General features: G+C 63.6%; 7 protein-coding genes. 4 read left to right on the top strand and 3 right to left on the bottom strand.

Annotated features, from left to right (window positions below; genetic code table 11):
* Window positions 1–3 precede the first annotated feature (3 nt).
* The gene (locus M2397_RS18495; protein WP_131700391.1) at window positions 4–1,776 is read right to left on the bottom strand and encodes an N-acetylglutaminylglutamine amidotransferase; all 1,773 of its coding nucleotides are present in this window, start codon (window positions 1,774–1,776) and stop codon (window positions 4–6) included.
* A gap of 309 nt (window positions 1,777–2,085) precedes the next feature.
* On the opposite strand from M2397_RS18495, the gene M2397_RS18490 reads away from it, so the two are divergent.
* Window positions 2,086–6,906 (top strand): NEL-type E3 ubiquitin ligase domain-containing protein, encoded by a 4,821-nt coding sequence (locus M2397_RS18490; RefSeq protein WP_259244211.1) that lies wholly within the window; start codon window positions 2,086–2,088, stop codon window positions 6,904–6,906.
* Between the two features lie 8 nt (window positions 6,907–6,914).
* Here M2397_RS18490 and mnmC read toward each other — a convergent pair whose 3' ends face one another.
* The gene (gene mnmC, locus M2397_RS18485) at window positions 6,915–8,909 is read right to left on the bottom strand and encodes a bifunctional tRNA (5-methylaminomethyl-2-thiouridine)(34)-methyltransferase MnmD/FAD-dependent 5-carboxymethylaminomethyl-2-thiouridine(34) oxidoreductase MnmC (protein WP_259244210.1); all 1,995 of its coding nucleotides are present in this window, start codon (window positions 8,907–8,909) and stop codon (window positions 6,915–6,917) included.
* Window positions 8,910–9,050: 141 nt separating this feature from the next.
* Here mnmC and pap point away from each other — a divergent pair, with 141 nt between their 5' ends.
* The 3 genes from pap (at window position 9,051) to M2397_RS18470 (ending at window position 13,104) form a co-directional block, all read left to right on the top strand.
* A complete protein-coding gene (gene pap, locus M2397_RS18480) occupies window positions 9,051–10,565 on the top strand; it encodes a polyphosphate:AMP phosphotransferase (RefSeq protein WP_131700394.1) in 1,515 nt (504 codons plus the stop codon).
* Window positions 10,566–10,847: 282 nt separating this feature from the next.
* Entirely contained in the window at window positions 10,848–12,032 is a 1,185-nt protein-coding gene (locus M2397_RS18475) for a thiolase family protein (RefSeq protein ID WP_259244209.1), read from the top strand.
* Window positions 12,033–12,147: 115 nt separating this feature from the next.
* Window positions 12,148–13,104 carry a DMT family transporter gene (locus M2397_RS18470; RefSeq protein ID WP_131700396.1) on the top strand — a complete coding sequence of 319 codons (957 nt, stop codon included), beginning with the start codon at window positions 12,148–12,150 and terminating at the stop codon, window positions 13,102–13,104.
* Here M2397_RS18470 and M2397_RS18465 read toward each other — a convergent pair.
* The gene (locus tag M2397_RS18465) at window positions 13,101–14,483 is read right to left on the bottom strand and encodes a class II fumarate hydratase (RefSeq protein WP_131700397.1); all 1,383 of its coding nucleotides are present in this window, start codon (window positions 14,481–14,483) and stop codon (window positions 13,101–13,103) included. The two genes, M2397_RS18470 and M2397_RS18465, sit on opposite strands and share 4 nt — an antisense overlap.
* Window positions 14,484–14,541: the final 58 nt, after the last annotated feature.

Here is a 14,541-nt window from a genome sequence, read left to right as displayed (position 1 = left end):
CAATCAGATTCCTTGTTCGCTGAGCCACAGGTTCAGCGCTGCCAGTTGCCACAGCTTCGAGCCGCGCAGCGGGGTCAATTGGCCCTGCGGGTCGGTGAGCAGGCGGTCGAGCATGGCCGGGTTGAACAGGCCGCGATCCTGGCTTGGGTCCAGCAGCAATTCGCGCACCCAGTTCAGGGTGTCGCCTTGTAAATGCTTGAGGCCCGGCACCGGAAAGTAGCCTTTCTTGCGGTCGATGACTTCGCTCGGGATGACCCGGCGTGCGGCCTCTTTCAACACTTGTTTGCCACCGTCGGGCAATTTGAATTTGCCGGGCACGCGGGCTGACAATTCCACCAGGCGGTAGTCGAGGAACGGTGTGCGGGCTTCCAGGCCCCAGGCCATGGTCATGTTGTCGACACGTTTGACCGGGTCATCCACCAACATCACCGTGCTGTCCAGGCGCAGGGCCTTGTCCACGGCGGCGTCCGCGCCGGGCATCGCAAAATGCTCGCGCACGAAGTCACCGGCCGCGTCGTTGGCGGTCAGCCATTTGGGCGCGACGGTGGCGGCGTAGTCGTCGTAGCTGCGGTCGAAGAACGCTTCTCGGTAGGCCGCATACGGATCGCTGGCGCCGTCGACCTGCGGGTACCAGTGGTAACCGGCGAACAACTCGTCGGCGCCCTGGCCGCTCTGCACCACCTTGCAATGCTTGGCCACTTCCCGCGACAGCAGGTAGAAGGCGATGCAGTCATGGCTGACCATCGGCTCGCTCATGGCGCGGAACGCCGCCGGCAGTTGTTCGATGATCTCGCTTTCGGCAATGCGCAGTTGGTGGTGACGGGTGCCGTAGTGCTTGGCGATCAGGTCCGAATACTGGAACTCGTCGCCGCGCTCGCCACCGGCGTCTTCAAAACCGATGGAGAAGGTCGACAGGTCCTGCACGCCGACTTCACGCAGCAGGCCGACGAGCATGCTCGAGTCGACGCCGCCGGAGAGCAGCACACCGACATCCACGGCAGCCCGTTGACGGATGGCCACGGCTTCGCGGGTGCTGTCGAGCACGCGGTCGGTCCAGTCTTCGAGGGTGAGATTGCGCTCGTCCTCATGGGGGCCGTAGGGCAGGGTCCACCAGGTTTTCTGCTCGGTGTTGCCTTCGGCATCGATGCGCATCCAAGTGGCCGGCGGCAGTTTTTCAATACCCGCCAGCAGGGTGCGCGGTGCAGGCACCACCGCATGGAAATTCAAATAGTGATTCAGTGCCACCGGGTCGAGGATCGGGTTGATGTCACCGCCCTTGAGCAGCGCCGGCAGGGCCGAAGCAAAACGCAGGCGCTGGCCGGTGCGCGACAGGTACAACGGCTTCACGCCGAGACGGTCACGGGCGATGAACAGGCGCTGGGCATCGCGCTCCCAGATGGCAAAGGCAAACATGCCGTTGAGTTTGGGCAGCAGCGCTTCCCCCCAGGCGTGGTAACCCTTGAGCAGCACTTCGGTGTCGCCGCCGGAATAGAAGGCGTAACCCAGGGCTTCAAGCTCCTGGCGCAATTCCGGGAAGTTGTAGATCGCGCCGTTGAATGCCAGGGACAGGCCCAGTTGGGCGTCGACCATCGGTTGGGCGGAGCCGTCCGACAGGTCCATGATTTTCAGGCGTCGATGGCCCAGGGCAATCGGCCCTTGGGCATGGAAGCCCCACGCGTCAGGGCCGCGTGGGGCCAAATGATGGGTGATTCGCTCCACGGCTGCGAGGTCCGCAGGTTGAAGATCGAAACGTAACTCGCCAGCTAATCCGCACATAGGTTCCTTACCGGTTTTTCCGTTGGGGAGGGATAGAAAGACCCGCGCCAAAATGGCGGGTACCTAGGGACTGACCCGAGGCTATACGCGGAGTTTTAGATCAATAAGTTATATGGCAAACCGCCGCCCCCCATTCGGCACCCCTCTGCGGCCTGTGCGACGTGGGTGAAAGGGGCGGTAATTAAGTCGAGGTGAGATGCAAAAAATCGACGGTCAGGAGGACTGATCTGTAGCTATTTGAACCCTTTTGCGGCAGCGCAGCGCTTATCGTCTGGCGTCATTGTTCAACGCGATAAAGGAGCATTGCGAATGAAGCAAACAGCTGATTTGACCCAGGCGCTTAAGCCCGTGGCCCAGGACCAATTGATGGCAGCGCTGCTGGATATCACCGGCGACCTGGATAAAGCGCAGGTCTTGCATGACACGCTGCCGGCCTGGTTGGTCAAGGCCGATTCCCATGTACTGCAGGCCATCGAGCAGGCGTATGCCGACAGCGAGCGCCCGCGTGAAACCCTGCACCGGTTGCTGAACCGTCTGCAACCGCTGGATAAATTCTGTGCCGAACGGCTCAAGGCATTTCTGGACGGCAAGGGGCATGGGGGCCTGGACATCGAAAACGACACCCTGGAAATCCCCCGGCGCTCGTTCAGTGGTGTCAGCCGGGACCTGGGCGGCCAGGTGGTCGAGACCGTCCACCTGGAGAAGCACAGCCTGCTGCAAGCGGCCATGCAGAATTTCTCCCAGGCGGCTGCCGAGCCTGGCGGCTCGCCGACCACTGCTGTGGTGCGCATCGGGCCCAGGCGCCGAATTGCGCAAACCCTCAGCGCCCAGACCTTTATCGGCTACTGCCGCGAACTGAACCTGGGAGAGGCCTATCAGACCCATGTGCGCGAAGTGTTCAACCTGGTGGCGCCCGACCAGGACTTCAACCCTTCGGTGGCGCAGGTCGGCCAATCCCGTTGCGTGGACATGCAGATCGACCTGCATCTGGCCCATGCCAAGGGCGATATCGATGCGCCGACCCGTGCGTTGCTGCTGGGCCTGGTCAAGGCGGATATGCCCGCCAGGGACATCCGGCAACTGTGGTTCAACCACCAGCCGCTGGCCTGGCAAGGCCTGAACATCGACGGTGCCTGCCTGTGGGGTGTATTGGTGTTTTCCAGTGCATCGGCCGAAGGGTTCTCCAGCGGCCCGATCGTGGTGTATATGCCCAACGAGCCCGTGCGGCCGTGGTACCGCTATGAATCACTGGAGCATTTCAAGCTCTACCTCACCCTCAAGCTTCACGTCAGTACCTATCGTGACTTCTTCAAGGGTTACCTGGACGAGTCCGAGCGTTTCGGTTTTTTCGAGCGTTTTGACCAAGAGGCAATCGTCGTGCGGGTGGCGCCGCTCCCGGTAACGGGCAAGCTGTCGACGTTCTTTTTCAATGCCTGCGTCGGCAAGACCCAGCTGGATGCGCGGGTATTGGCGGTTCCCAATGCCCAAGCCGATGACGACGCGCGTCGCAAGCGTATCCAGGATTACCTGGATGTCGGCTTGACGGTGCTCAACGTCGCAGGGTTCGTGGTGCCGGTGGTGGGCCAACTGATGACCGGCGTGGCTGTTGGGCAGTTGCTTGGCGAGGTGTTCGAGGGGGTGGATGACTGGCTGCACCATGACAAGCTTGGCGCCCTCAGGCACCTGACGAACATCGCGGAAAACCTTGCCGCCATGGCGTTGTTCGCGGCGGGCACGAAAGTGGTGGGCCGGCTGTGGCGAACCACGCCTCCGGCCGCTGGATTCTACGACAGCATGAAAGCCGTGCGGCTGCCCGACAAGTCCGCGCGCTTATGGCGCAGTCGTACCGAGCCGTATCGTCATACCGTCTCGCTTGAAGGCGCTGTGGCCAGTCCCCGTGGGGTCTACCAACTCAATGGCCAGTCCTACGTGAATGTCGACGGCGCGCTGTATTCGATTGTCTTTGACTCCCGCACCGGGCGCTGGCGGGCCCGGCATTCGCAGCGGGATTCGGCCTATCGACCGCCCTTGACCCACAACTACCAGGGCGGCTGGCAGTTCTCGTTCGAGCGACCGGATGAATGGCACAGCCCTGACTATATCCTGGGGCGGTTGGACCCCAGTCTCACCACCCTCCCGGCCGGGCATCTGCAGGATATCGCCGCCATCACCGGCTCGACCTTGCCGCGCTTGCAGCAACTGGCGATGCAGAACCTGCCGTTGCCGGAGCGGCTGCGCGATTGTGCGCTGCGGTTCAATCAGAACCAGGGGGTTCGCGACCTGATCTGGCAAATGGAGCATCAAGCCCCGCTCGATGCGGCCACCACCCGTGTGCAGATGCTGGCCCTGCCACTGATGGACGGGTGGCCCCGCGGGCGTTTTTTCGAACTGCTCGACGACGAGGGCTACCTGCTTGAGCGCCATCCAGACACCGCGCCGTTCGACTACGAGGACTTGAGCATCCACCTCACCACGCAACAACTCAGGAACGGGCAGATCCTGCCCACCTTGCTGGCCGCGCTCGACTCCGAAGAAACCGCGCAATTGCTCGGCGGCACCTTCCACGCCGACGAGGCGCAAGCCGCACTGACGGGGCGTCTCACGGCTTCACTCAAGGACACGCATCAGGCGGTCTATGAGCGGCTGCGCATGGATGCCGACTTCTTCGATCAGACCGATCACGGCCAGCTCAAGCAGCGCTTGCCGCAATTGCCAATCCGGGTGGCCTGGGAGGTCCTGACCCAGGCCTCCACGGCGGAGCGCTGGCACTTGCGCCATACCGGGCGTGTGCCGCTGCGGGTCGGCCAATGGGCCCGGGAAGCCCTGGAAGCGCTGGAGGAAGACGACGCCCTGGCCGGCCTCTACTTGCCGGAGCTGGCCACCGATGCGACACGGCGCGTGGCCACCGGGTTGCTGCACCGGGTTCCGGGCTGGCCCGAGGATCTGTTTTTGCAGGTACGCCGCGACAGCGTGCAGGGCACAGTCCTGGGCCAAGTGGGCAACCCAGATGCTGATATGAGCCGCATCGTGGTGCAGTCGGCCAAGGGCTTTCGCGCCCACGATGGGCAAGGTGTGGCGTTGGGCGCGCTGGCCGGCGGGCCGGAAGGTTTCTATGAGGCGTTGCTCAACAGTTTGTCTGCCGCCCAACTCGATGCGCTGCGCCTGACCGCGAGCGGCAGGGCCAGCCAGTTGCGGCATGCACTGATTGGCAAGGCGCAGGACGAACGCAATCGCATCGGTCGCTATTTGTGGCCGGAGCGCGCAGTGCCCGAGGACCCCGCCTTGTCGTGTGTACAAGGTGCGCCGCCTGCGCAGCCTCCACAGCCTGCAGGCCTGGTACGCAAGGCACGCAAACTCTTCCCGTTATTCGATGACCGGCGCCTGTCGACCTTCCTGCAGGACTTGGGTAGCGACCACCTGTCCCGGGCCAGGGCCGTACGCGCCCTTGAACAGCAATATGACGCACTGCAGCGGACGCTGAGGCTGTGGGCCAGGGACAGACCGGCGCCGCCATACTCTGACATCGCGCTGCGAGACCACCGCCTGGCTCGCCACCAAGCCGCACGGGCCATCGAGCGCTGCTGGCAATATGTGTCGCTGGCGCCGGATGAACTCCATCAGAAAGTGCCGAGCCTGTCCCTGGACGGCATGACCATCGGGGCGTTGCCGACCTTGCCGGCGCACGTGCAGTTCGAGCATGTCCGGCAATTGTCATTGAAACGCATGGGACTCAACGATGACGTTGCGTATTTCCTCAAGCACTTCAAGGGACTGCGCAGCCTGGAGTTGAACGGTAATCGGCTGACGCGGCTGCCGGAAGTGCTCCAGCACATGCCGTTGCTCAGGCAACTGTACATGGCCGATAACCAACTGCAACTGACCGAGTACACCCGCACCAAACTCGCAGACCTCAAAGGGCTGGCCGTGCTCGACCTGAGCAACAATCCTCTGGTAGACCCGCCCATCGCCAACAAGATGTTCGAGTTGCGCAACCTGGTGTTGCGCAACTGCCGGCTGACCAGCCTGCCCACTGGCTTTACCCGCGTTCCGTACCTGGAGCAACTCGACCTGCGCGACAATGACATCGCCAGTTTGCCGGCATGGTTGTTCAATGCGCCGCGCGAGCAAACCGAAGTCATCAACTTGCGGCATAACCCTTTGGACGCCAGCACTCGTCAGGCCTTGAACCGTTATCGGGACACCATCGGCGTGGGCATGGGCTTCGTGGAGGATGACATTACGCGACTCAACGAGCAGACCGCGCGTCAGCTGTGGCTGGGCGATGAGCGCGCGACACACTTCGCCGAAAAGGCCGAGACCTGGCTGGGGCTCAAGGATGAGCCCGGCTCCGATGGTCTGTTCACATTGCTGGCCGGCCTGGGCGGTACCGCCGACACCACCCACGTGCGCGAGGACATGAACCGCCGCGTCTGGCGTGTGCTGGAGGCGGCCGCCGCCGATACCCGACTGCGTACCGAGGTCTTCGAGCGGGCGGCCACGCCATTGAACTGTGATGACGCCGCTGCCGTGAGCTTCAGTGACCTGGAGGTGCTGGTTGAAATCCACGAGGCCTCGCAGCGGGTGGAGGGCGGCAGGGTCACGGCCAAGCCGCTACTCAGGTTGGCCAGGGGGCTGTTTCGTCTCGACCGCCTGGAATCCATGGCCAGCCGGCACAGCGTCGAGCATCCGATGCTCGATCCGCTGGAGGTCAGCCTGGCTTATCGCACCGGGCTGGTGGAGCGCTTTCATTTGCCCGGGCAGCCCCGGCATATGCGCTTCGCCAGCCTGGCTGGGGTGACCGAGCACATGCTGGAAGTTGCCGAAGCGCAGGTGAAGGCGGCCGAGCTTTCCCCGCAACTGGTGAACTATCTGGTGAAGCTGCCATTCTGGAGCAGTTACCTGAGGCGCGCCCATGGCGGTTCGTTCGACACCTTGACCCAGCCCTTTGGCGAGCGCATGGAAGCCGTTTGGGCGCAGAGGGAAACCTTGGGTGACGCTGACTATCACACCCAGATGGGCGTGATCCAGCGCGCGCGGCAAAGTGCCGAGCTCGTCGAGCTCAAACGCCTGACCCAGGAAGCGTTGAGGTTCGATGCGCAGGGCACCTGCGAACTGCCGCCGATGGGTTGAAGCGCCGCCTACGGGGCCGTTTTTGCAACGTTGCTGCGAACCAACGCGCGCACCGCAAAGCGATTCGGGTGGCAGGCCTCGGCGACGCTGCGGGGCAGAGGCAGCGGTTCATTGTCCAGCCACGCTGCCAGCAACTCGCCGGACAGCGGGGCGGTGATCAGGCCTCGCGAGCCGTGGCCGCTGTTGACGTACAGGCCGTCCAGCCACGGGCAGGTGGCCTGTGGCGTGTGGCGGGCATCTTTGCGTAGCGCGTCGTAGGCCTGGGCGAACGCCAGGGTGTCGGCCAGCGGCCCGACAATCGGCAAGTAGTCCGGGCTGGTGCAGCGAAATGCCGCGCGGCCTTCCAGCGTGTCTGCGGCAAGGTCGGCGGCGTGCAGGCGCTGTGCCAGGTCCGGGGAAATCTCTTGCAGTAGCTCAAGGTTTCCAGCGTGTTCGGCGGCGGTGGGGGTGAGGTCATCGTTGTTGAAATCAAAGCTGGCCCCCAGTGTGTGCTCGCCCAGGCGAGCCGGCGCCACATAGCCTTCGGCACACACCACGGTGGCCAGGGCCTGGCTGTCGGCGGTCTGGGGCAAGCGGGTGATCTGCCCGCGGATGCGCTTGAGGGGGAGCTCGGCGCTGGCGGCAAAGCGCTTGACCTCGGCCGCGCCGGCCAGCACCACCACGGGGGCGCTGGCCAGCAGGCGATCACCGTCCCAGGCCTGCCATTGAGCGCCGACTTTGCGCAGTTCCAGCACATCATGGTGGGCGTGCACCTCGATGCCTGGCTGGCTTGCCTGCCACTGGCACAGGGCGGGCGGATGCACCCAGCCGCCCTCGGGGAAAAACAACCCACCATGCTCCAGGCCCACCCCGGCGCGAATCTGGGCCTGGTCGCGGTCCAGCAACTGCAGCAACGCTGGAGCGAACGCCTCGGCCAGTTTCGCCTGGCGTTCGGCCTCCTTGGCATTGAACCCCAGTTGCAGCACGCCACACCCGTCCCAATCCACGCCGCGTTGCAGGTGCTCGAGCAGGCGCCGGGTATGCCCGAACCCGCTCACAATCATCTGCGACAAGGCCGTGCCATGGGCGGACAGCTTGAGGTACAAAACGCCCTGTGGGTTGCCCGAGGCTTCCTGGGCCAGGCCGTCATGGCGCTCCAGCAGGCTGACTTGCCAACCCCGCGCCGCCAGGCTGGCCGCGCTGGCGCAGCCGGCCAGGCCGCCGCCGATCACCAAGGCGTGGCGCTTGCCGTTGTGTGCGGGCGGGCGCGCGAACCAGGGCTTGGCGGCGGCCGGTGCCGGGGTCTCGGCCGGCCAGCCGAGAAACTCCCCGCGCAGGATTTCCCACTTGTGGCCGATGCCCGGCGTGCGTTTCATCTTGAAGCCGGCGGCGTTGATCAGGCGCCGTACCCAGCCGGTGCTGGTGAAGGTGCTGATGGTCGAGCCCGGCGCGGCCAGGCGTGCCAATTCAGCGAACAGTTCGGCGGTCCACATCTCGGGGTTTTTCGCCGGGGCGAAACCGTCGAGAAACCACGCGTCGATCTGCGCATCCAGTTGCGGCAGTTGCTCCAGGGCATCGCCGATCAGCAGCGTGAGGGTGACGCGGCCGTTATCCAGCACCAGGCGCTGGAAGCCTTGGTGGATGGCGATGTATTGCGCTAGCAGTTGCTCGGCGAACGGCGCCAGCTCCGGCCAGAGGGCGAGGGCGCGTTGCAGGTCGACGGGGCTCAGCGGGTACTTTTCCACGCTGACAAAATGCAGGCGCGCGCCGGCCACTGCGTGTTGCTCGAACAACTGCCAGGCGCAGAGAAAATTCAGGCCGGTGCCGAAGCCGGTTTCGCCAATCACCAGACGCCCGCCCGCCGGCAGTGCGGCGAAGCGCTCCTGCAAACGGTTCTGTTGGAGGAACACGTAGCGGGTTTCTTCCAGGCCCGATTGGTCAGAGAAGTACACGTCATCGAACACCCGCGAGTGCGGGCGACCTTGGTCATCCCAGTCGAGCTGGGCGTGGGTTACGGGATTCATGGGCGGCTCGGTAAAGGCAAGGCGGCCATTCTAGCCGATCAACAGGCGCGTCATTGATCCATGGCAAGCGGCAGTGGAATTTCCTGGCACGCCGCGCTGCCCAATCCGCTAGTCTTGCTGAATTCTGGAACGGAGCCGCCCATGTTCGAATCTGCCGAAATCGGTCACGCCATCGACAAAGACACCTACGACGCCGAAGTGCCGGCCCTGCGCGAAGCCTTGCTGGAGGTGCAGTACGAACTGCAACAGCAAAAGCGCTTCCCGGTGATCATCCTGATCAATGGCATCGAAGGCGCCGGTAAAGGTGAGACGGTCAAACTGCTGAATGAATGGATGGACCCGCGCCTGATCGAGGTGCGTACCTTCGACCAGCAGACCGACGAAGAACTAGCGCGCCCACCGGCCTGGCGCTATTGGCGCCAACTGCCTGCCAAAGGCCGCATGGGTATCTTTTTCGGCAACTGGTACAGCCAGATGCTGCAGGGCCGGGTCCACGGCGAGATCAAGGACGCGCGGCTCGACCAGGCCATCGCCGGTGCCGAGCGCCTGGAGAAGATGTTCTGCGATGAAGGCGCGCTGATCTTCAAGTTCTGGTTCCACCTGTCCAAGAAGCAAATGAAGGCCCGGCTCAAGGCCCTGGCCGACGACCCGCTGCACAGCTGGCGCATCAGCCCGCTGGACTGGCAGCAGTCCGAGACCTACGACAAGTTCGTGCATTTCGGCGAGCGCATCCTGCGCCGCACCAGTCGCGATTACGCGCCTTGGCATGTGATCGAAGGCGTCGACGCCAACTACCGCAGCCTCACCGTGGGCAAGATCCTGCTCGAAGGCCTGCAGAATGCCCTGAAGCTGCCCAAGGGCAAGGCCAGCGGCATGAACCCGGCACCGTTGCCGTCGTCCGTGGACCAAATGAGCTTGCTCAACAGCCTCGACATGACCCTGAGCCTGGACAAGGACGACTACGAAGAACAACTGATTACCGAGCAGGCGCGCTTCTCTGGCCTGATGCGCGACAAGCGCATGCGCAAGCACGCGCTGGTGACGGTCTTTGAAGGGAACGACGCGGCCGGCAAGGGCGGCGCGATCCGGCGGGTGGCGGCGGCGCTCGACCCGCGCCAGTACCACATCGTGCCGATCGCCGCACCGACCGAGGATGAGCGCGCCCAGCCGTACCTGTGGCGGTTCTGGCAGAAGATCCCGGCGCGGGGCAAGTTCACCGTGTTCGACCGCTCGTGGTACGGCCGCGTACTGGTGGAGCGCATCGAGGGCTTCTGCACGCCGGCCGACTGGATGCGCGCCTATGGCGAGATCAATGACTTTGAAGAGCAATTGCGTGACGCGGGTGTGATCGTGGTCAAGTTCTGGCTGGCCATCGACAAGCAGACCCAACTTGAACGTTTCCAGGCCCGTGAGGAAATTCCCTTCAAGCGCTTCAAGATCACCGAAGACGACTGGCGCAACCGCGACAAATGGGACGACTACCGCGCCGCTGTGGGCGATATGGTCGACCGCACCAGCACCGAGGTCTCGCCGTGGACGCTGGTGGAAGCCAATGACAAGCGCTGGGCGCGGGTCAAGGTGTTGCGCACCATCAACCTGGCCTTGGAGGAAGCGTTCGCCAAGGCTGACAAGCACGACAAGAAGAAAAAGAAATAACCACTTGCCTGGTGTTGTCCAGGATGCAGGCCTCTGTGGCGAGCGGGCTTGCCCCGCGTTGGGCTGCGAAGCGGCCCCAAAACCAGCCAATAAGGTCTGCCTGAAAGAACGCGGCGCCTGGGGCAGGGCCGCTTCGCGCCCCAACGCAGGGCAAGCCTGCTCGCCACAGGTTTATGTTCGTCACCATGTTTTTGTATACGCCGGGTGAATGATCGTCGCGGTGGGGCAGGCCTGGATCTATCCTCGATCCATCTCCCCACAACGACAAGATCGAGGTAGCCCATGCGTGAAGTAGTGATCGTCGACAGCGTGCGAACCGGCCTGGCCAAATCCTTTCGCGGCAAGTTCAACCAGACTCGCCCGGATGACATGGCGGCCCATTGCGTCAACGCGCTGCTGACCCGCAACGGCATCGACCCGGCCAGTGTCGAGGATTGCATCGTCGGTGCCGGTTCCAACGAAGGCGCCCAGGGCTACAACATCGGGCGCAACGTGGCAGTGCTGTCGCAATTGGGTACCGGCACCGCGGGCATGACCCTCAACCGGTTCTGCTCGTCGGGTTTGCAGGCGATTGCGATTGCGGCCAACCAGATCGCGTCGGGCTGCAGCGAGATCATCGTTGCCGGCGGCGTCGAGTCCATCAGCCTGACCATGAAAAGCGTCAACACCGATAACCTGATCAACCCATTGCTCAAGGAACAGGTGCCGGGCATCTACTTCCCCATGGGCCAGACCGCCGAAATCGTCGCCCGCCGCTATAACGTCAGCCGCGAAGAGCAGGACCTTTATGCCCTGCAAAGCCAGCAGCGCACGGCTCAGGCTCAGGCGGGTGGCTTGTTTGATGATGAAATCGTGCCGATGGCGGTCAAGTACAAGGTCGAGGACAAGCACACTGGCGCCGTACAAATCCTCGACGGCGTCGTTGATCACGATGACTGCAATCGCCCGGACACCACGTTGGCCAGCCTGTCTGGGTTGAAGCCGGTGTTTGCCGAAGACGGCTCGGTGACGGCGGGTAACTCGTCGCAGCTCTCCGACGGCGCCTCCATGACGCTGGTGATGAGCCTGGAGAAAGCCCTGGCGCTGGGGCTCAAGCCCAAGGCGTTCTTCCGCGGTTTCACCGTGGCCGGTTGCGAGCCGGATGAGATGGGCATCGGCCCGGTGTTCTCGGTGCCCAAGCTGCTCAAGGCGCGGGGCTTGCAGGTGGCGGACATCGACCTGTGGGAACTCAACGAGGCATTTGCTTCGCAGTGCCTGTATGCGCGCAATCGCCTGGAAATCGACAACGCCAGGTACAACGTCAACGGCGGCTCGATTTCCATCGGCCACCCGTTTGGCATGACCGGCTCGCGCCAGGTAGGGCATCTGGTGCGTGAGCTGCAGCGGCGTAATTTGCGTTATGGCATCGTCACCATGTGCGTGGGCGGCGGCATGGGCGCCACGGGGCTGTTCGAAGCCGTGCGCTAAGTTAAATGTGGGAGGGGACGTGCCCCCTCCCATAGGTAAGCAGCGCCATATCCCAATTCGTCCACTTGCCCCTAGAATGGCCGCTCCTCCACCTCTGGCATTTTCTGGGGCGCTCATGCACATCTCTTCCGGCCGCTGGGTCTACGGTTTTTTCCTGACCCTGCTGACCGCGCTGCTCTGGGGCATTCTGCCGATCAAACTCAAGCAAGTCTTGCAGGTGATGGACCCGATCACCGTCACCTGGTTTCGCATGGTGGTGGCCGGCAGTTGCCTGTTCGTGTACCTCGCCGCGACCAAGCGCCTGCCCAGTCGTAAAGTGCTCGGCCCCAAGGGCGGCTGGCTGGTGGCGATGGCGGTGTGCGGCTTGGTGGGCAACTACGTGTTGTACCTGGTGGGCCTGAAAGTGCTCAGCCCCGGTACTGCGCAACTGGTGGTGCAGATGGGGCCGATCTTCCTGATGATTGCCAGCGTGTTTGTGTTCAAGGAACGTTTCAGCGTCGGGCAGAGCGTGGGCCTGGTGGTGCTGATCGTCGGCTTCGGTCTGTTCTTCAACCAACGCCTGGAGGAGTTGCTGACGTCCCTCGGCGCTTATACCGCCGGTGTGCTGACGATCCTGCTCGCCACTTCGATCTGGGTGTTCTACGCCCTGGGCCAGAAGCAGTTGCTGACGGTATGGAATTCGCTGCAAGTGATGATGGTGATCTATCTGTCTTGCGCCGTGTTGCTGACGCCATGGGCGCATCCGCTGGAGGCTTTGGACCTGAGTCCGCTGCAAGGCTGGCTATTGCTGGCGTGCTGCATGAACACACTGGTGGCCTACGGCGCATTTGCCGAAGCACTGGCCCACTGGGAAGCCTCGCGGGTGAGTGCAACCCTGGCACTGACGCCGTTGGTGACCTTTGTCGCGGTGGCGTTGGCGGCGTGGTTGTGGCCCCACTATGTACAGGCCGAAGAGATCAATGCCTTGGGCTATTTCGGCGCGTTGGTGGTGGTCGTGGGGTCGGCGGCGGTCGCGCTGGCGCCGTCGTTGCTCGCCGGGCTCAAGGCCCGGCGTCTACGAATGGCGTCTTAGGCGCCCAGCATGTTTTCCGGGCGTACCCACTGGTCGAACTCTGCGTCGGTGAGGTAGCCCAGGTCCAGCGCTGCTTCCCGAAGGGTCAAACCTTCGGCGTAGGCCTTCTTGGCGATCTCTGCCGACTTGTCATAGCCGATGTGCGGGTTGAGCGCCGTGACCAGCATCAGCCCGCGCTCCAGGTGCTCGGCCATTTTCCCGGCGTCGGGTTCGAGGCCGGCGATGCAGTGCTCCTGGAAGTTATTGCAGCCATCGGCCAGCAGGCGGATCGATTCCAGCAGGTTGTGGATGATCACCGGCTTGTACACGTTCAACTGCAAATGCCCTTGGCTCGCCGCGATGCCGATGGTCACGTCATTGCCCAGTACCTGGCAGGCCAGCATCGACAGCGCTTCGCACTGGGTCGGGTTGACCTTGCCGGGCATGATCGAGCTGCCCGGCTCATTGGCTGGCAGTTTCACCTCCGCAAGGCCGGCCCGCGGGCCGGAGCCCAGCAGGCGCAGGTCGTTGGCGATTTTCATCAGGGCCACGGCCAGGGTTTTCAGGGCGCCGTGCAAGGTCACTATCGGTTCATGGCCGGCCAGCGCGGCGAATTTGTTCGGCGCGGTGACGAAGGGCAGGCCCGATAAGGCTGCCAATTCCGAGGCAATCGCCTCGCTGAAGCCATGGGGCGCATTGAGCCCGGTGCCCACCGCCGTACCGCCCTGGGCCAGCTCGTACACCTGGGGCAGGGCGCTGCGGATCGCGCGTTCGGCGTAATCGAGTTGGGCGATAAACGCCGAGATTTCCTGGCCGAAGGTGATCGGCGTGGCGTCCATCATGTGGGTGCGGCCCGTCTTCACCAGCTTTGCATGGCGTGCCGACAATTCCGCGAGTCCGCCGGACAGCGTATTGATCGCCGGCAACAACTGCTGGTGCACCGCTTGCACTGCCGCAATGCTCATGGCCGTAGGGAAGCAGTCGTTGGAGCTTTGGGATCGGTTCACATGATCGTTGGGGTGCACCGGGCTTTTGCCGCCACGGGGCTTGCCCGAAAGCTCGTTGGCACGGCCGGCAATGACCTCGTTGGCGTTCATGTTGCTCTGGGTGCCGCTGCCGGTTTGCCAGACGACCAGGGGGAACTGGTCATCATGTTGGCCATCGAGCACTTCGTCGGCGGCCTGTTCGATCAGGCGGGCGATGTCGGCGGGCAGGTCGCCGTTGCGGTCGTTGACCCGGGCGGCGGCCTTCTTGATCAGGGCCAGCGCGTGCAGTACCGCCAGGGGCATGCGCTGCTCGCCGATGGCGAAATTCACCAGCGAACGTTGGGTCTGGGCGCCCCAGTAAGCGTCATCCGGGACTTCCACTTCTCCCAGGCTGTCGGTTTCGATACGGCTCATCGGGCACACTCCTTCAGGTTCGTTTGCGCAGTTTAGGCCCTGATCAGCCTGGGGGGTT

Origin of the sequence: Pseudomonas sp. BIGb0381, from assembly GCF_024809815.1 — a bacterium.
Taxonomy (GTDB): domain Bacteria; phylum Pseudomonadota; class Gammaproteobacteria; order Pseudomonadales; family Pseudomonadaceae; genus Aquipseudomonas.
Note: the sequence above shows the minus strand (reverse complement) of the source record. Positions and strands in the feature narration are given on the sequence as shown.